The sequence below is a fragment of the Streptomyces sp. NPDC001222 genome (assembly GCF_042896945.1).
GTDB lineage: Bacteria > Actinomycetota > Actinomycetes > Streptomycetales > Streptomycetaceae > Streptomyces > Streptomyces gibsoniae.
Map to the genome: position 1 here is coordinate 57469 of NZ_JBIAXT010000039.1, position 17884 is coordinate 75352.

Annotated in this window: 16 protein-coding genes and 1 rRNA gene; 9 read left to right on the forward strand and 8 right to left on the reverse strand. The window is 70.5% G+C overall.

Annotated elements, in window-relative coordinates; all coding sequences use genetic code 11:
- Positions 1–56 precede the first annotated feature (56 nt).
- The gene (locus ACFY2Z_RS35570; RefSeq protein ID WP_390748123.1) at positions 57–899 is read right to left on the reverse strand and encodes a hypothetical protein; all 843 of its coding nucleotides are present in this window, start codon (positions 897–899) and stop codon (positions 57–59) included.
- A gap of 140 nt (positions 900–1039) precedes the next feature.
- On the opposite strand from ACFY2Z_RS35570, the gene ACFY2Z_RS35575 reads away from it, so the two are divergent.
- Positions 1040–1237, forward strand: coding sequence for a hypothetical protein (locus ACFY2Z_RS35575; protein WP_390748124.1), 198 nt, complete (start codon positions 1040–1042; stop codon positions 1235–1237).
- 115 nt (positions 1238–1352) lie between these two features.
- Positions 1353–2912, forward strand: a complete 1560-nt coding sequence (locus ACFY2Z_RS35580; protein ID WP_390748125.1) for an FAD-binding oxidoreductase — start codon at positions 1353–1355, stop codon at positions 2910–2912.
- 87 nt (positions 2913–2999) lie between these two features.
- Here ACFY2Z_RS35580 and ACFY2Z_RS35585 read toward each other — a convergent pair whose 3' ends face one another.
- The 5 genes from ACFY2Z_RS35585 to ACFY2Z_RS35605 all read right to left on the reverse strand — a co-directional run bounded on the left by ACFY2Z_RS35585 (position 3000) and on the right by ACFY2Z_RS35605 (position 7251).
- Positions 3000–3698, reverse strand: a complete 699-nt coding sequence (locus ACFY2Z_RS35585; RefSeq protein WP_390748126.1) for a phosphatase PAP2 family protein — start codon at positions 3696–3698, stop codon at positions 3000–3002.
- A 282-nt stretch (positions 3699–3980) separates the two neighbouring features.
- On the reverse strand, positions 3981–4988 hold the full coding sequence (locus ACFY2Z_RS35590) for an NlpC/P60 family protein (protein ID WP_390748127.1): 1008 nt from the start codon (positions 4986–4988) through the stop codon (positions 3981–3983).
- Between the two features lie 342 nt (positions 4989–5330).
- A complete protein-coding gene (locus ACFY2Z_RS35595; RefSeq protein WP_390748128.1) occupies positions 5331–6086 on the reverse strand; it encodes a trypsin-like serine peptidase in 756 nt (251 codons plus the stop codon).
- 186 nt (positions 6087–6272) lie between these two features.
- The gene (locus ACFY2Z_RS35600; protein ID WP_390748129.1) at positions 6273–6911 is read right to left on the reverse strand and encodes an SRPBCC family protein; all 639 of its coding nucleotides are present in this window, start codon (positions 6909–6911) and stop codon (positions 6273–6275) included.
- Positions 6895–7251, reverse strand: a complete 357-nt coding sequence (locus tag ACFY2Z_RS35605; protein WP_390748130.1) for an ArsR/SmtB family transcription factor — start codon at positions 7249–7251, stop codon at positions 6895–6897. Before ACFY2Z_RS35605 ends, ACFY2Z_RS35600 begins: the two co-directional genes overlap by 17 nt.
- 343 nt (positions 7252–7594) lie before the next feature.
- On the opposite strand from ACFY2Z_RS35605, the gene ACFY2Z_RS35610 reads away from it, so the two are divergent.
- The 7 genes from ACFY2Z_RS35610 (at position 7595) to ACFY2Z_RS35640 (ending at position 16847) form a co-directional block, all read left to right on the forward strand.
- On the forward strand, positions 7595–8926 hold the full coding sequence (locus tag ACFY2Z_RS35610) for a peptidase S8 (protein WP_390748131.1): 1332 nt from the start codon (positions 7595–7597) through the stop codon (positions 8924–8926).
- Between the two features lie 638 nt (positions 8927–9564).
- Positions 9565–9873 (forward strand): hypothetical protein, encoded by a 309-nt coding sequence (locus ACFY2Z_RS35615; protein WP_043441655.1) that lies wholly within the window; start codon positions 9565–9567, stop codon positions 9871–9873.
- Positions 9874–10104: 231 nt separating this feature from the next.
- Positions 10105–10938, forward strand: coding sequence for a hypothetical protein (locus ACFY2Z_RS35620; RefSeq protein WP_390748138.1), 834 nt, complete (start codon positions 10105–10107; stop codon positions 10936–10938).
- A complete protein-coding gene (locus ACFY2Z_RS35625) occupies positions 10928–12250 on the forward strand; it encodes a hypothetical protein (protein ID WP_390748132.1) in 1323 nt (440 codons plus the stop codon). The genes ACFY2Z_RS35620 and ACFY2Z_RS35625 overlap by 11 nt, the downstream gene beginning before the upstream one ends.
- Complete coding sequence (locus ACFY2Z_RS35630) at positions 12247–13806, forward strand: SCO6880 family protein (RefSeq protein WP_390748133.1); 1560 nt, start codon at positions 12247–12249, stop codon at positions 13804–13806. Before ACFY2Z_RS35625 ends, ACFY2Z_RS35630 begins: the two co-directional genes overlap by 4 nt.
- A 7-nt stretch (positions 13807–13813) precedes the next feature.
- Positions 13814–15238 carry an ATP-binding protein gene (locus ACFY2Z_RS35635; RefSeq protein WP_388973228.1) on the forward strand — a complete coding sequence of 475 codons (1425 nt, stop codon included), beginning with the start codon at positions 13814–13816 and terminating at the stop codon, positions 15236–15238.
- A 13-nt stretch (positions 15239–15251) separates the two neighbouring features.
- A complete protein-coding gene (locus ACFY2Z_RS35640) occupies positions 15252–16847 on the forward strand; it encodes a TraM recognition domain-containing protein (RefSeq protein WP_390748134.1) in 1596 nt (531 codons plus the stop codon).
- 273 nt (positions 16848–17120) lie between these two features.
- Here ACFY2Z_RS35640 and ACFY2Z_RS35645 read toward each other — a convergent pair whose 3' ends face one another.
- Positions 17121–17666, reverse strand: a complete 546-nt coding sequence (locus ACFY2Z_RS35645; protein WP_390748135.1) for a GNAT family N-acetyltransferase — start codon at positions 17664–17666, stop codon at positions 17121–17123.
- Between the two features lie 136 nt (positions 17667–17802).
- Positions 17803–17884: ribosomal RNA gene (rrf, locus tag ACFY2Z_RS35650) — 5S ribosomal RNA — on the reverse strand; the annotation flags it as partial.

The following is a 17884-nucleotide window of genomic DNA, read 5'->3' on the forward strand; positions in this document are numbered from 1 at the left end:
CGGCCCCTCAGCCGCGCCACTTTCGGCCTGCCCGCCCCGGGGAAGCCCGGTTCTCCTCACTGATCCGCGATCTTCCCGGCGAAGATGTCCCTGGTCGCCGGCAGCCGCACGTCGACGGGGGCCCCGAAGCCGTAGAGCAGCGTCGTCGACGCCACCGCGACGGTCGTCCTCTGCCGGCCGTTGACGAAGCTGAACCGGTGGCGCACCTTCCGCAGGCGTCCCTGGTCGTCCAGATAGGCGTCGAACGGCACCTCGGCCGTGGCGAACCCTTTCGCCGCCGCCCGGAACGGCTCCTGGTCCACGGCCGGAACGCTCTGTGCCGCGAGGACGATGTCGGCCACCCCCTGGTAGTGCCGCACGGAGGCGCCCCCGACCTCGGTCTGTCCGACGTATCGCGCGCTGCGGGCCCCCCGCAGCAACTGGGCCGCCGCGTAGGGATCGGTGGCACCGCCGGTGACGAGGTTGCCGTCGGAGAGCGTGGTCGTGTCGACTCGTACCCATTTGTCTGCGGGCACCCCCGCGCCCCGGTTCTTCATGAACAGGGCTCCGGGGGAGAGGAGTTCGGTGATGGGGCGGTGCTCCTCGGTACCGGCGGGATCCCGCGGCAGCAGGACGGTCAGCCGGCCGAGCCGGGCGCGGTAGTCGTAGACGCCCTCGCCGTGAATGGTGACCCGGGTGCCGCCCGTGGCCATCTCCATCGACGTCCGTGTCCTCGAACTGCCCGCCCGCACCAGGGCCCCGGCCGCCCGGTGGAGTTCCCGGACGGCGTCCCTGCCGGAGGGCGCGTCGCCGGCGACGGCTCCGCCGCCCGCGCATCCGGTGGCCGAGGTGCCGCAGACCAGCAGTCCCAGCGTCGCGACGACCGCCGCACCGACCCGACCGTGCTGCCGCACCACCATCGTCCGCCTACCCCCAGCCGGTACGTCCCGGTGTCCCTCCTGTCGTTCCGGTTAACGACCAGTAGGGAGAGCCGTCACGCGGCCCGAGGGGCTCATACGCCTTGGCCCGCAACACACTTGCCTTGGGTAACCTTGTCGGAGTGGAACAAGGGGACATAGCCGCCGGCCCGGGCGGGCATCGCGCGACGACGGTGGAACAGGGCCGGTTCTGTGTGGCCCGATGCACCTGCGGCTGGCGGGGTCCGGCGCGCAGAGCCCGCAGCCTCGCGCGGACGGACGCCGAGGGGCATGTCGTCGGCGGGGGCGACCGACCGGACCATCTCCGACAGAACGACTGAAAAAGGTCATATCCATTCGCAACTGCCCGGCGCTGTAGCGATTCTGTGGCAATTTTCTGCGAACTCGGAGCACGGGCGGACCATCTCAGTCCACAGGAACCCATGGGAGGCCCACATGCAACGGCGTATGTTCATCGGCGGAAGCACCGCCGCACTCGCGACGGCCGTGACCGCCGCGTGCACCGGCGGCACCAGCAGCTCCGCGGCGGCCGCGGGCACTGCGAACGCCGAGGGCACGTCGGTGCGTACAGCCACCACCACCGCCACCCGTGTGGCCGCCGACCTGACGGCTCTGGCCAAGGACCTGTCGGGCACCCTGGTCCGCCCCGGCGACCACGCCTGGCCCGCGGCCCACCAGCTCTACAACACCCGCTTCGACTCGCTGAAGCCCTCGGCAGTCGCGTACGTGGCGCACGCCGACGACATCCGCACCGTGCTGGCGTACGCCCGGGCCCACCATGTCAAGGTCGCGATACGCAACGGCGGACACTCCTACGCCGGTTGGTCCTCCGGCGACGGCCGCCTGATCCTCGACGTCTCGAAGCTCAGCACGATCCGGGCGAGCGGCAGCGAGGCGGTCGTCGGCGCGGGCTCCAAGCTGATAGACGTCTACCGGGCGCTCACCGCGAAGGGCGTCACCATACCCGCCGGCTCCTGCCCCACCGTCGGCGTCTCCGGACTCACCCTCGGCGGCGGCCACGGCGTGGTCTCCCGGGCCTACGGACTGACCTGCGACAGCCTCACCCAGGCGACCCTCATCACCGCGGACGGCAAGCAGCTGGTCGCGAACGCCACCGAGAACAAGGACCTCTTCTGGGCCCTGCGCGGCGCGGGCAACGGCAACTTCGGCGTCGTCACCGAGCTGCGCTTCAAGACGCACCCGGCGCCCCAGGCGGTGTCGGCCTACATCACCTGGCCCTGGGCCAAGGCCGCCGCCGTGCTCAAGGCCTGGCAGGAGTGGGGCCCCGACCAGCCCGACGAGATCTGGTCCTCCTGCCACCTGGAGAACGGCGGCACGCCCACCGTCTCCGTCGCCGCGTTCTCGCTCGGTACGTACGGGGAACTGCAGAACGCGGTCGACCGCCTGGCCGCGAAGGTGGGCTCCCCCGCCCGTGGCGTCACCCTCAAGCGGCACACGTACGAGGGCGCGATGGAGGCGTACGCCGGCTGCTCGTCCTTCCCCACCGCCGCCCAGTGCCATCTGCCGGGCTCGACGCCGGGCCGCTCCCCGCAGGGCGCCCTCGGCCGCGAGACCTACGCGGCCCGCTCGGACTTCTTCGACCGCTCGATCCCGGCGGCCGGCATCCAGACGATCCTGAACCAGGTCGCGCAGGCGCGGGGCGGCGCGGGCAGCGTCGCCTTCACCGCGCTCGGCGGTGCGGTCAACCGGGTCTCTCCGACGGCCACCGCGTTCGTGCACCGCCGCTCGCGCATGCTGGCGCAGTACATCGCGAGCTGGGGCGCGGGCTCCTCCGGCACGACGGCCCAGTCCTGGCTGACGTCCGCGCACGCCTCCATGCGCGGCTACGCGTCCGGGGCGGCGTACCAGAACTACACGGACCCGACCCTGACGAACTGGCGGAAGGCGTACTACGGCGACGCGGCCGCCCGGCTCACCCAGGTGAAGCACCAGTACGACCCGACCGGCTTCTTCACGTTCCCGCAGTCGCTGTAGGGGACGCGCCGCGCGGGGCCGCCCTGCCGGGGCCTTGGCAGCGGACCGCGGCCCCGGCCGTGCGGCAGCCCGCGCGGCCGGCCGTCGTCACGCCGCCAGGTCCCGTTCCTCCGCCGTCTGTTCGGTGCGCGCCCCGGGAATCACGGTCTGCGCGGTGCGCGCCCCGCGGGCCCGGATCAGAAGTCCGGCGCGGGGCGAGGCCTCGATCGCCCTCGTCAGCGGGGTGAGCAGCGCCATGGCGAGCGGGGAGAGCAGCAGGGCGACGGCCGTGCCGAGGGCGAAGCCACCCACGACGTCCGTCGGGTAGTGCACACCCATGAAGACCCGGCAGAAACCTTCGAGCAGAGCGAGCCCCAGGCCGGCGAGCCCGAACTTCCGGTGGGCGATGAACAGGCCGACCGCCGCCGCCATGGTGAGCGTGGCGTGGTCGCTGACGAAGGAGTAGTCCGTCTTGCCCGTGGCGAGGACGTCGAGCCCCTGATGGTCGACGAACGGCCGGGGGCGCTCCACGAAGCCCCGGATCGGCACGTTCACGAGCACTGCGACACCGGCGGCCAGCGGGGCCCAGACCAGCGCGGCGACGCCGGTGGCGGCATCGGCACCGCCCCGCCGGCGCACGTTCCACCAGCACCACAGGATGAGCAGGACCATGGCGAGCAGCAGCCCGTACTCGCCGACGAAGGACATGCCGCGGTCGAACCAGTGCGGCGCTTCCTTGGCCAGGCCATTGATGTCGTACAGCAGATCGACGTCAGGGTTCGACCCGGATTCGGCGAGTCCAGCCATCGTGCGCTGTCCCTTCGTCCTCTGTCCCGTTCCACGGACGCGCAGGTGCGCGCTCCGTTCCACCACCCCCGTGGTCGTAGGTCCGCTCCACGTCAAGCCGGCTGCCGTAGTCGACGCTCTACGTCAGAAGGAACGCACAGTCCTCCGGTCCCCGTTCCGCATTCCACACAATGATCACGCAGACGTTATCGAAGAGAGACTCGTCGTCGCAGCTCAGAGGGGTGCGTGTGGCAAAGAGTTCCAGCCGACGTGTACCTGCGTGCATGTCCCTCACACCCCGGTTCACACCGTCGTGGGCAGCGCTTTCGCGCCATCTTCGGTGACACGCGTCGCCCCGAAGTAATCAGGGGTGTCGATCGGGTCGAAACGGATCACGGCACCGGTCCTGGGCGCGTCGATCATGTAGCCGCCGCCGACGTAGATACCGACGTGCCGGATGGCGCGGGAGTTGGTCAGATCGTCGGAGAAGAACACCAGGTCCCCCGGAAGCAGTTCGTTCCGCTTGGGATGTGGCCCGGCGTTGTACTGGTCGTTGGCGACACGCGGCAGAGTGACGCCCACCGTCTCGTACGCGGCCTTGGTCAGTCCGGAGCAGTCGAAGCGCCCGCCCTGGTCGGGGGTGCCGTTGCCACCCCACAGATACGGGGTGCCGAGCTTCTTCTGCGCGAAGTAGATGGCGCCCGCCGCCTGCTTCGAGGGGTCGACCCGCCGCACGGGCGCGGCGAAGCTCTTCGCCAGGGTCGTGATGGTCTTCACATAGTTCTGGGTCTCCGCGTACGGCGGCACGCCCCCGTACTTGATGACCGCGTACGCCCCCGCGTTGTAGGCGGCGAGCATGTTGTCCGTCAGGCTGCCGGGGGCGTCCTTCACATACGAGGCGAGCTTGCAGTCGTACGACGCGGCCGACGGGATGGCGTCGCGCGGGTCCCAGACGTCGGCCCGGCCGTCGCCGTTGCCGTCGATGCCGTGGATGGCCCAGGTGCCGGGGATGAACTGGGCGATCCCCTCGGCCTTCGCGGGGCTCTTGGCGTTCGGGTTGAAGCCGCTCTCCTGGTACAGCTGGGCGGCGAGCAGCGCGGGGTTGATCGCGCCGCACAGGTTGCCCCACTTCTGCACGATGGACGCGTACGCGGCGGGCACGGCGTTCTGGGCGAGCCCGACGGTCCCGTTCCCGAAGCCGTTCACCAGGTTTCCGGCCACGACATAGACGCCTACGACGAGCAGCATCACGAAGCTCAAGGCGGCGCCGACGGCAGCGGTCGCCCAGATCCACGCCTTACGCACCGTCAACCGCCCCTCGCCGCACGGGAGTCCGCCGAGGGTCAGTGTAGGGGCGAGGGACCGCCCGGGGACCGGAAAAGAGCTGGTCCGGCCACCGCCGACGCACAAGATCGGCCAGTCGGAGGGCGGGCGGTGGTGGCGAGGGGTTCAGGGGTGACGCGCGGGTGGTGCGCGGGTGGCGCGCGGGTGGTGCGGGGGGTGGTGCGGGGGTGCTTCAACGGGGCCCACGGCCGTCCGACGAGACCCGCTCGGCCCGCCCGGCCGACCGTCCGACGAAGCCCCCTCGGTCCGCCCGGGCGACCGCCCGGCGTAGACCCCCGACCGCCCGGCGGGCGCGCCGACGGCCGGGGGTCACATGCCCGAGGCGGTCCGGTACAGGTTCGCGGCCTCGTCCCTCAGGACGACGCTGTACGAGACGTCGGGGGTGGTACCGCCCTGTTCGTGGCCGCCGAGCACGCCGACGACCTCGCCGTCGCCGTTCACCCAGGGGCTGCCGCTCGTGCCGCCGCTGAAGCCGGGGCACTCGATGCGCTGTTGCGTGGCGCTGTGCACGGTCGGCTTGTTGACGCAGGTTATGGGCGTCTCGCGGGAGTCGGGGTAGCCGGTGACGGTGACCGCGGTGGCCCCGGTCCGTCGCCCTGTGACGAACCTGTTGCTCCCGACGATGTCCTCGACATCGACACCGCCGATGGTCTCCACGGTGGCGAAGGCGACATCGCTGTCCTCGTCCTGATCACCGCTCCAGCCGTCGCCGACGTAGGTCTTGGTGATCTTCCACAGCCCGTACGGGGCCTTGCCGTCCCGGTAGCCGGGGGCGAACCAGATGGTGCCGGTGGTCAGACAGTGCGCGGCGGTCACGATCAGGCTGTGGGCCTTGCTGTGCACCACGGAGGCGGTGCAGAAGTGCCCGCCCTCCAGAGCACCGCCGGGACCGAAGAGCGCACCGATCCGTGAGGCGGCCGTATTGGTCTCGGCCTCGGTGGTCAGACCCAGCGGTCCGGTGCCGCCGTCGGCGGCGGCCACGGATGAGGTCGTGACGACCAGGAGCACGAGAGCACCGAGGAACGCGTGCCGGCGGTTGCCAGTGGGGCGTGTGATGCGCTTCATCACCTTCCACTGTGGCCCACCAAGGTGAGAAAAACCCTGTGAGGAACCTGAAATTAACCTATGCGGTTCCGTTGCCGCAGGTCAGCACGCGCATCCGGCCCACAGCGCCCTCGCTCCTTCGGACGTACGGCTTCCGCTCCGGCCCCGGATGCCTCCCCGGCACCGATACCCCGCCCGGCGCAGGAGCTATGCGCCCGTGTACGCCGCGGTCGTGCGCTCCGCCGCGGCCCGCGCCGCCTCCTCCGGCTCGCCCGCCGCCGCATTGGCCTCACCCCAGGCGGCGCTGCTGAGCGTCACATAGCGGCGCCCCTCGTCCGACGCCAGCCACGCCATGCTCGCGGCGGGGTCCACGGAGGCCCCGGACGCCAGATGAAGCGACAGGCCCAGCAGGCCCATGTCCCAGCCCACGCCCACCGCGCCGGGGCCGAACTCGGCCCAGCGTTCGTCGCCCACATGAGCGATGTGGTCCAGCTCGAAGCGTGTCCGCTCCTCCGCGACCGGCGTCAGCCGCAGTTCGATCCAGCTGACCTCGCCGCCGAACTCCCAGGTCGCGAAGAACCCCCTCGGCGGGTCGCACCGTTCGATCGTGCCGCTCGCGTTGCCCTGCAACTCAAAGCGCCCGCCCAGGCGCAGTTCGCCCGACACGGGCAGGAACCACCGCGGGATGCGCTCGGGGTTCGTACAGGCGTCCCAGAGGTCCTCGAGCGGGACGTCGTAGGTCCGGGAGATCGTCACCACCCGCGCCTCGCCCGGCCCGAACACCTTGCGGCCCACCTGCCGCTGCGCGGAACTGATCTCGTGCGTCACGTCAATGCCTTCGAGCATCACTGTCTCCTTCCAGGCGGCGTGCCCGCCTTCCTCGCGCCAACTCCGTCTCCAGCGCGTCCAGCCGTGGGGCCCAGAACCGCCGGAAGCGCCCGATCCACTCGTCCACGTCGCGCAGCGGCTCCGAGTTCACCGCGTACAGCCGGCGCGCCCCCTGCGGACGTACCGTCGCGAAGCCGTTCTCCCGCAGCACCTTCAGATGCTGGGAGACCGCCGGCTGGGATATCCCGAACTCCGCGGTGATCACCTCGCACACCGCCCCGGACGTCATCTCCCCGTCCGCGAGCAGTTCGAGGATCCTGCGGCGCACGGGTTCTCCGAGCACATCGAATGCGTGCATGGGCGCGACCATATCAGCCTTGACTTATATAAGGGGCCACTGAAATGTGCGGGCCGGAAGTGCCACCCACCGCACAGGCGGACGCGCATGGATCACCCGACCCGAACCCATGCACCCCCTGTGCCTCCCGTCAAGCGACTGTCAGGCACACGTCATCACCGGGCCATCGACCGGTAAGGCGGCCACCTCGGTTCAGTAAGGCGGAAGTCAGGATTCCCGGACTCTCTTGTTTGTCGCGTACTCAACAAGTCAAGGTCGTCGCGGACCGCCGCCCCGTCGCCGGGCACCCGCACGGCGACGCACCCGCACCGCCCCCTGTCCCGCCTGACCCAGGAGAACGCAGTTGCGCAGCACACCCCCCGACTCAGCGTCCATACGCGGAAGATGGCGCCGCATAGGCTCGGCCGCCGCGGCCACCACCGCCCTTCTGCTCGCCGGCCTCGGCACCGCGGCGCACGCGAACGCCGCCTCGACCACCGCCACCGCCTCCCCGTCCGCGAAGGTGACGTGGGCCCGCTCGTGCGCCGTGCCCAAGAAGAAGGGCGAGATGGCCTGCAACGCCCTGCGCGTCACGGGCGGCATCACGGCCTTCCAGCAGCAGCGGGCCAGGGCGGAGGGCATCACCGCCAAGGCCCTCTCCCCCAAGGCCGCCGCCGACGCCCCCACCGGTTACGGCCCCGGTGACCTCCAGGACGCCTACGGCCTCACCGACGCCGCCTCCTCGAACGGCTCCGGGCGGACCATCGCGATCGTGGACGCGTACGACGACCCGAACGCCGAGTCGGACCTCGCCGCGTACCGCTCGTACTACGGCCTGCCGGAGTGCTCCACCGACAACGGCTGCTTCAAGAAGGTGAGCCAGACCGGCTCGACCACCTCGCTGCCCACCGCCGACAGCGGCTGGGCCGGAGAGATCTCGCTCGACCTCGACATGGCCAGCGCCGTCTGCCCGAACTGCAACATCACGCTGGTCGAGGCCAAGTCGTCCTCGATGGCGAACCTCGGCACCGCGGTGAACGAGGCCGTCAAGCTCGGCGCGAAGTACGTCTCCAACAGCTACGGCGGCTCGGAGTCCTCCTCCGACACCGGCTACGACACCTCGTACTTCAAGCACCCCGGGGTCGCCATCACGGTGAGCGCGGGCGACGAGGCGTACGGCGCCGAGTACCCGGCCGCCTCCCGGTACGTCACCGCCGTCGGCGGCACCAAGCTCTCCGCCTCCTCCAACAGCCGTGGCTGGACCGAGAGCGTCTGGCACACCAGCAGCACCGAGGGCACCGGCTCCGGCTGCTCCGCCTACGACGCGAAGCCCGCCTGGCAGACCGACACCGGCTGCACCAAGCGCATGATCGCCGACGTGGCGGCCGTCGCCGACCCGGCGACCGGCGTCTCGGTCTACGACACCTACGGCGACGGCACCGGCTGGGCGACCTACGGCGGCACCAGCGCGTCGTCCCCGATCATCGCCGGCGTCTACGCCCTCGCGGGCACCCCGTCCAGCAGCTCCTACCCGGCGCAGTTCCCGTACAACGCGGCCGGCACGTCCGCCCTCAACGACGTGACCAGCGGAAGCAACGGCAGCTGCTCGACGAGCTACTTCTGCACCGCGCGGTCCGGCTACGACGGCCCGACCGGCTGGGGCACCCCGGAGGGAACCTCCGCCTTCACCGGCTGATCCCCCTCCGCACACCAGGACGGACGCCGCCGGGAAACACGTGGGGACTTGACCGCCGGCGTTCTTCCGGAACCGGGCCACGGCAGCCGGCCGCGGCCCGGTTCCTCTTTCTCCGCCCCGGAGAACCCTTGAGTCGTCCGTGAGTTGCATCGTGCGTGCGGCGCCCGTCCGGGGCGCCGCACGGAAAGAGGGCCGCGGCTGAATGCCGCGGCCCTCTTTCCGCCCACCGACGGGGCGCGAGCACCCGGCGCGCTCCGCTTCGCTGTCCGGATATAGCCTTCCGCTCGTACGGGTGACCCTCGTGACGAACGGACCGGCCGAACGGGTCACCCCACGGGCCGGCCCGAGTCGTCGCGGCGTGAAGGGGGGTTGACGACAGCACCGCACGACAGGTTCCGCTTCTATTTCATTGCCCACCGTGACCTGCCGTGATACACACAGTGACCATGCTCCCCTTTCCCTGCCGTCCGACGTACGCATGAGGGGCCCGCACGGGCCGGAGGCAAGGGACACGTACGAAACCCGCCAATCAATGACTCCAAGTCGACATACGACAGCGTCATTGTCAGCGAGAATGTCCCTGACCTCTGCGCGCGTGGCAGGGGCTACGGAACTACCCACCAGGGGCGGTGACTTACATGCATCTCGCGGCCGCAAAAGGCGACATCAACACAATCATCGGCGGTATCGCCCCGGACTGGGGCCCGTTCGGCAGCCTGGGCAACGAGGCTCGCGTGATGGTCGAAGTGGTGATGGCCGTCGCCATCCTGCTCTGTCTGGCGATCGCGATCTGGGGCGCGGCCAAGCAGCGCATCGGCGCGACCGCCCTGCGCGACACGTTCAGTGCCGAGCAGGGCAAGGGACTGATCATCGCGGGCCTGACCGGAGTCTTCATCATCGGCTCGCTCGGCACGCTGTTCACCATCGTGTACGGCATGGCCGTGTAGGGCCGTCCCGGACCGCCAAGACCCGCCTGGCGCGCCGACAGTCCCGTCCGGGCGCGCCCGGCTCCCACCTCCGACCCATCCGTCCGTCGCGCCCACCGGCTGAGGTTGCGTTTCCCTGATGTCGAGTCACCACACCGCGCCCGCGCGGGAACCAGCACGACTACCGTCGTACTTCTACGCGTTTCCGCACGGGGCGCGGAACGGTCACGAGTTCGAGGGGGCGTGCGCGACGTGAGTCCCGGTGACGGTGCCTCCGGCGGGGGCGACGGAGAGTACGGCGGCGTCGGGCAGACGCGGACACGGCTGCCCGACCGGCCCGGTGACGTGTACGGGGGCGCCCGGCGAGGCCGCTCCTCCTCACGCAGCCTGGCCACGGTCGTCGGGGTGGTCGTCCTGCTGATCGCCGCGATCGCCTTCGCCAACCGCGGGGGCGACTCCGCCTCGTCGGACGGCAACGGCGACAGCAAGGCGGGCGCGGCCCCCACGGCAGCGACGGGCACCCGCCCGGTCCGAACGAAGGCAGGCTCGATCCCCTCGGGCTACGCCCACGACCAACAGGGCGCGCAGTCGGCTGCGGCGAACTATGCGGTGGCGTTGGGGTCGGGCGACATGTTCAACAAGGACAAACGGGATGAGATCCTCAGAACGATCATCACACCCTCACGGGTGGTCGGCTTCGAGGGCACGCTGGACAAGGCGTACAGCCCGGAGTTCAACAAGAAGGTGGGTCTGAACGAGGACGGCTCCACGCCCCAGGGCTACACCTTCGTCTCGCGCACCACCCCCATCGGCAGCAAAGTCACGAGCTTCTCGACCGACAGAGCGACCGTGGACGTCTGGTGCAACGGCCTCCTGGGGCTCGCAGGGCAGAACTCCACCAACCCGGTCACCAGCAGTTGGTTCACCATCACCATGCAGCTCGAGTGGAACAACGGCGACTGGAAAATCGTGCAGCACTCCCAACAGGACGGCCCCGCGCCGGTCCCGGGGGACGACCGTGCTTCCAGTGCCGATGACATGGCCAAGGCCGTTGAGGAGTACGGAGGGTTCACCTATGCGCGCTGACCGCTACGTACTCAAGTTGTCGGGTGCCGTTGTGGCCGTTCAGAGCGCCGCCCTGCTACTCGCCGCACGCGCCGTCGCCGCGCCGAATCCCACGCCCTCGCCCACGAAGAGCAGCGACCCCTGCGACCTCATCCACGGTCCCGCCAAGGACTACTGCGAAAAAGGCAACTCCCCCGGCTCCGGCGGCTCCTCCAACACCCTCCCCGACGCCGGCCTCGACCCCCTCTCCTCCCTCGCCAAGGGCTGCGCCAAGGCCGCTTCCTGGACCGTCGACAAGCTCAGTGAGGCCGTGAAGCAGACCGCCAGCGTCGACTTCACCAACCAGGCCTTCCTTCACCAGTACGAGATCGTCTTCGCGGCGTCGGCCATCCTCACCCTCCTGCTGTGGCTCCTGGCCGTCGCCAAGCGGGCGGTCCGCGGTGTCCCGTTCACCACCGCCGTGTCCGAGGCCGTCGGCTTCCTCTGGCTGACCGTGCTGGCCTCCGCCTTCACCCCGCTGATCCTCTACACGGTCGTCTCGGCGACCGACGGCGTCAGCGACGTCCTCGCCAAGACCACGGGCGACCAGACCGAGACCTTCTTCGGCGCGTTCTCCGGCGCGCTCAGCAAGGGAACGGACATCGGCGGCGGCCCCATCATGCTGATCATCGTGTCGCTGATCTCGATCCTCGCCGCGGGCGTCCTGTATCTGGAGCTGTTCCTCAGGGCGGTCCTGCTGTACGTAGGCGCCCTCCTCGGCGTCGTCGTCTACTCGGGCCTCGTCGACAAGAACCTCTGGGGCCACGTCCGCCGCTGGGCGGGCATCATGATCGCGGTGATCCTGGTCAAGCCGGTGATCGTCATCGTGCTCGGGCTCGCCGGCGCCCTCGCCACGGACAAGGGCCCGGACTCCCTCGCGGCCGTCGTCTCCGGCCTCGCCATCATCCTGCTCGCCATCTTCGCCAGCGGCATGATCTACCGTTTCGTCCCCGGTTTCGGCGACGAGATCGCCGCCTCCCGCAACAACCGCGTGATGCAGGGCGCCGAACGCAAGGCCGCGGCCGTCATCAGCTCCCCGGCGACCCTCGTCGCCCAGGGCATCAAGACCCACAGCACTCGCGCCGACACCGGCGGCGGCCCGGGCGGCGGCGGCCAGCCGCCCCGCCCCGCCAACCCCGTGAGCGGCGGTGTGGCCGCACACAGCACCCGCACCCCGGGCGGCGGCCCCGTCGCCTCGTCCGCGCCCCCGCCGCGCACCAGCCCGGCCGACACCCCGCACGCCAGCAGCACCCGCAACAGCAGTACCAACCGCACGGGAGGTGAAGGGCGTTGACGACCCAGTCCCATGTGTCGCATCCGGTCACGCCCCGCCGGACTTATCTGATCGGCCGCGCCCGGCCGAACGCGATCATCGGCCGCAACCGCGAGTCCGGCGAGATCGTGCTGATCATCGCGGGCGCCTTCCTCGGCATGATGTGCGGGCTGCTCGTCCCGGTCCTGTCCCTGCGCATCGTGCTTCTGATGGGCTTCCCGCTGCTCGCGCTGGCCGCCGTGTACATCCCGTACAAGCACCGCACGTTCTACAAGTGGTTCGAGATCAACCGCAGTTACAAGCGGACCCTGCGGCAGGGGACCACGTACCGGAGCCCCGTGATGGAGGCGGGCACCAGGTACGACGGGCGCGAGGTCGAGGTGGGCCCGCCGCCCGGCATCGGGCGGATCTCCTGGCTCGCCGCCCCCTTCGGGCCGGACGAGATCGCCGTACTGCTGCACGCCGACCGGCGCACCGTCACCGCCGCCATCGAGATCGAGGGCCCGGGCGTCGGCCTGCGCGACAGCGAGGACCAGGAGGCCCTCGTCGACCGCTTCGGCACGCTGCTGAAGCACGTGGCGAACGGCGACGGCTTTGTCACGCGCCTCCAGATGCTGGCCCGCACCCTGCCCGCCGACCCGGACGCGCACGCCAAGGACGTCGCCCAGCGCGGCGACGACCGCGCCCCGGTCTGGCTGCGGCAGTCCTACGACCAGTTGCAGTCCATGGTGTCGACGAGCAGCGAGCAGCACCGCGCCTACCTCGTCGCCTGTATGCACTACACCCGGGAACTGGCCGCCGAGGCGCAGGCCATGGCGCGCGCCGCCCGGCCCCAGGGCGGCAAGAAGGTCGACCGGGACGCGGGCCTCGCGGTGGTCATGGCACGTGAGCTGACCGACATCTGCTCACGTCTGCAGGAGGCCGACATCCGCGTACGGCAGCCGCTGGGCCAGGGCCGGCTCGCCTCCCTCATCCACTCCATGTACGACCCCGACCACCCCATCGACCACATCCAGGCGATGACCAAGCGCAACGCCTGGCCCGCCGAGCTCGACGCCATGGAGCCCACCTACCTCCAGGCGAAGACCCGGGAGTCGTCGACGCGCGCACCCTGGTGCCATGCCACCGCCTGGGTCAAGGAGTGGCCGATGACCCCGGTCGGCGTGAACTTCCTGGCGCCGCTGCTGGTCCACACACCGGACGTCATCCGGACCGTCGCCGTCACCATGGACCTCGAACCCACCGAGGTCGCCATCGAGCGCATGCTCACCGAGAAGACGAACGACGAGGCCGAGGCCAGCCGCGCCGCCAAGATGAACCGCACCGTCGACCCCCGTGACATCGCCGCCCACTCCCGCCTCGACCAGCGCGGCGAGGACCTCGCGAGCGGCGCCGCGGGCGTCAACCTGGTCGGCTACATCACCGTCTCCGCCCGTACGCCGGAGGCACTGGCCCGTGACAAGCGGACCATCCGCGCCTCGGCCGGCAAGTCGTATCTGAAGCTGGAGTGGTGCGACCGCGAGCACCACCGGGCCTTCGTCAACACGCTCCCCTTCGCCACCGGCATTCGGAGGTAAGGACCTGATGCGGGATCCGCTGTCCGTCCTGACCGACGCCTTCACGTCCTTCCTCTTCGGAAAGGTCGAGACGACCCGGCTGCCCGTCCGCACGTCCACGGGCCAGGCCCAGGCCGTCTACCTGCCCACCGCCGCACCCGGCCTGGGCGACTCCGGCGTGATCATCGGCCGCGAGGTCTACTCCGGGAAGGGGTACATCTACGACCCCTTCCAGCTGTACGGGCAGCAGCTCCCGGCGCCGCACTGGCTCGTGCTCGGCGAGTCCGGCAACGGCAAGTCGGCGCTCGAGAAGACATACGTCCTGCGCCAGCTGCGCTTCCGCGACCGCCAGGTCGTGGTCCTGGACGCACAGGGCGAGGACGGCGTCGGCGAGTGGAACCTCATCGCCCAGGAACTGGGCATCACCCCCATCCGGCTCGACCCGATGGCCGCCCTGGACCACGGCATCCGCCTCAACCCGCTCGACCCCGCGATCACCACGACCGGCCAGCTGGCGCTGCTGCGCACGATCATCGAGGTCGCGATGGGACACGGCCTGGACGAGCGCTCCGGCTTCGCCCTCAAGGTCGCGCACGCCTACGTCAACGAGACGATCGTCGAGCGTCAGCCGGTGCTCACCGACATCGTCGAACAGCTGCGGCATCCCGAACCGGACTCCGCGGAGGCGATGAACGTCGCCCTGGACGACGTACGGGCCTGGGGCCTGGACGTGGCGCTGGTCCTGGACCGCCTGGTCGACGGTGACCTGCGGGGCATGTTCGACGGGCCGACGACGGTCGGCATCGACCTGGACGCCCCGCTGATCGTGTTCGACCTGTCCCACATCGACCGCAACTCGATCGCCATGCCGATCCTGATGGCGATCGTCGGTGTGTGGCTGGAGCACACCTGGATCCGCCCCGACCGGAAGAAGCGCATCTTCCTGGTCGAGGAGGCCTGGCACATCATCAACAGCCCGTTCGTCGCCCAGCTGTTCCAGCGGCTGCTGAAGTTCGGCCGACGGCTCGGTCTGTCCTTCGTGGCGGTGGTGCACCACCTCAGCGACGTGGTGGACGGAGCGGCGGCGAAGGAGGCCGCCGCGATCCTGAAGATGGCGTCGACCAGGACGATTTATGCCCAGAAGGCGGACGAGGCGCGGGCTACCGGCCGGGTGCTCGGTCTGCCGAGGTGGGCCGTGGAGATCATCCCGACCCTGACGCCCGGCATCGCGGTCTGGGACGTCAACGGCAATGTGCAGGTGGTGAAACACCTGGTCACAGAGTCGGAGCGGCCGATCGTCTTCACCGACCGCGCGATGACGGAGTCGTCGAACGACCGGGACACGGACGACGCGCTGCGCGCCGCGGAGCTGGAGGCGGAGGAGCGGGCGGCGGCGTTCGTGGAACAGCGGATGGGCGACCTGGACGGCACGTCCGAGTCCACGGTGGCTTGAGACTGGGGTCACGATGAGACCAGGCAAGGGACAGCGGGAGCAGCGGGACGGCCAGGGCGGCGTCCCCGACGGCCTGTTGGTGGGTGTGCTGGCCTTCCTGCTGGGTGTGACGCTGATGGTGTGGACGGCCACGGGCCTCGCGGGCTGGTTCTCGCGGGGTACCTGGCCCGACGGTGTGCGGTTCACCCGTACGCCGGTGGCCATACGCCATCTGATCGTCCAGCCGCATGACATCACGGGAGCGTGGCCGGACGCACCGGCCGGTCAGCTGTCCGGGTACGGGCTGTTCTGGGGCCTGTTCATAAGCGAACTGATGGTGCTGTTCGTGCTGACCGTGTTCGGCATCGGCACGGTGGCGCGCTGGAAGTCGGTACGGGCCCGAAGAAAGGCGGTGACCGCGGCCGGCCACCTGCCCTCCCCGCCCGCCGGCCCCCCGGCACCGGCCTTCGGCTGGCCCGCTCCTACGGCCGTCACGCCCGCACCGGCCACCGTCCCCGCTCCGCTTCCCATCCCGCGCCCCGACGGGGAGGAGTCCCGTCCGCTGGAGCACCTCCCGGCAGGACCGCCGCCCCCTACGGTTCCTCTTCCGGCCGCGGCGGAGGGTGGACCGCACGCCCCGCTCGCCGCTACGGGCCCCGAGCGCGCCGGCACCCCCGCCGCACACGCCACCACCGCCCCCTGGACGCCCCCGTCCGTGCTCCTCGGCACCCCCGAGGTCCGTCACCCCGCGGCCGCCCAGGCCGTACGTGACGCCGAGGGTCCCGCGCTCGTCGTCACCTCCAGCCCCGCCCTGTGGTCCGAGACGAAGGACGCCCGCGCCAAGCTCGGCCCCGTCCTCCTCTACGACCCCTCGCACCTGTGCGACACCCCGGCCAGGCTGCACTGGTCCCCGTTCTCCGGCTGCGAGGACAAGTCGACGGCCGCGGCCCGCGCCGTCGCACTGCTCGCCCCGGTGCGCCCGACGGCCCGGATCGACCAGGCGGTCGCCGATGTGGCGGAAACGCTCCTGCGGAGCTATCTGCACGCCGCGGCCATAGATGGGCGCACCATCCGGCACCTCCATCGATGGGCCCAGGGAAGCCAGGTCCAGGAGGCGGTACGGGCCCTGCGCACCCACCAGAAGGCGTCCTCCGGCGCGGCCGGGGAGTTGGAGGCGGCGCTCACCTCGTACCCCGAACGGCGCGACATGGCCCAGGAGCTGACCGCCCGCGCCCTGTCCTCCCTTTTCACTGTCAATATCCGCGAGGCATGCACATCCAACCGAAATGACAGCGTCGCCTTGGATTCCTTCGTCAACGAAGGGGGCACGCTTTATGTGGTCGGTGAATCCATCGAGGATCCCAGACAACACCCCGGCGCGATGCCGCTCCTGACGGCTCTCGCCTCCAGCGTGGTCGAGCGCGGCCGGCGCATGGCCGAACGGTCATCCTCTGGTCGCCTCGACCCACCACTCACCCTCGTCCTGGACGATGTGGCGGCCGTGGCCCCCCTGCCCCAGCTCCCGGAGTTGCTCTCCACCGGAGCGGACCGCGGTCTGCCCACCCTGGCCCTGCTCCGCTCGCGCGAACAGGCCCGCGCACGCTGGCCGCAGCACGAACTCCCCGTGTAGCGCCCCCGCTGGTGCTGTGACTAGCGCCTCGGCAGGTGACGTTCGCCCGTGAAGGAGCGACGTCATGGGGGTCCCCGGGTCCCCCTGCTCGAGCGAAGCCGAGAGCTCGGGGCGTGCCCTGGGGGTACCCCCCTGCTCGAAGAACTTGGGGAAGTGCCGGCCGGAAGGCCTCGTACTGGATGTACTTGGGCTTTCGGCCGGCACGCCGAGAGCACGCACCTGACGCCGCAGGGCCGCCCTTCGGGCGACGACGCGAGCTTGACGACAGGCGCCCTAGCTCCGCTCGAACACCATCTCCATCTCGGACTCCCCCGAGTCCTCGGACAGGGGAACGGTCACCCCGCTCGGCACGAACCCGATCTTGCGGTACAGGGCCCTGGCCCTGGTGTTGTCCTCGTGCACGATCAGCCGCACCCGCTCGACGCCACGCGCCCACGCCCAGTCCAGACCGGCGTCGAACAGCGCCTCGCCGAGCCCGCTGCCCCGGTGCTCGGGGCGTATGAACACTCCGACCACGTGCCCCTGGTTCCGCTCGACCGGCAGCCCCGCCCAGTCCTTGGTGCCGGCCTCCTCGATCAGCACCGTCAGGGTGCCGGCCCATCGGCCGTCCGCGCCCTCCGCGACGATCTGCCGTGCTTCCAGCGACCCTTCGGCCCCGCCCGCGGCCCGCTCCTGCCAGAAGTCGTCCGGTCTGGCCGACGCCTGCTCGAAGGTCTCCAGGAACGCCAGGTGCGCCACCGGGTCCTGGAGCGCGGCGAGCCGCAGCTCCTTCACCGCGGGCCACTCGTCGGGGTGTATGGACCTGATCACGTAAGACATGGGGCCACCGTAACGACCGAACGTGCCAGGTGCGGACCCATTTTCCCGTTCTCCTCCAGCCGGGAGGGCTGCGGGAACGCAAAAGAGCCCCAACTCACGGGATACATCCCGGAGTTGGGGCTCTTTCTCAAAATTTGTTCGGCGGCGTCCTACTCTCCCACAGGGTCCCCCCTGCAGTACCATCGGCGCTGTGAGGCTTAGCTTCCGGGTTCGAAATG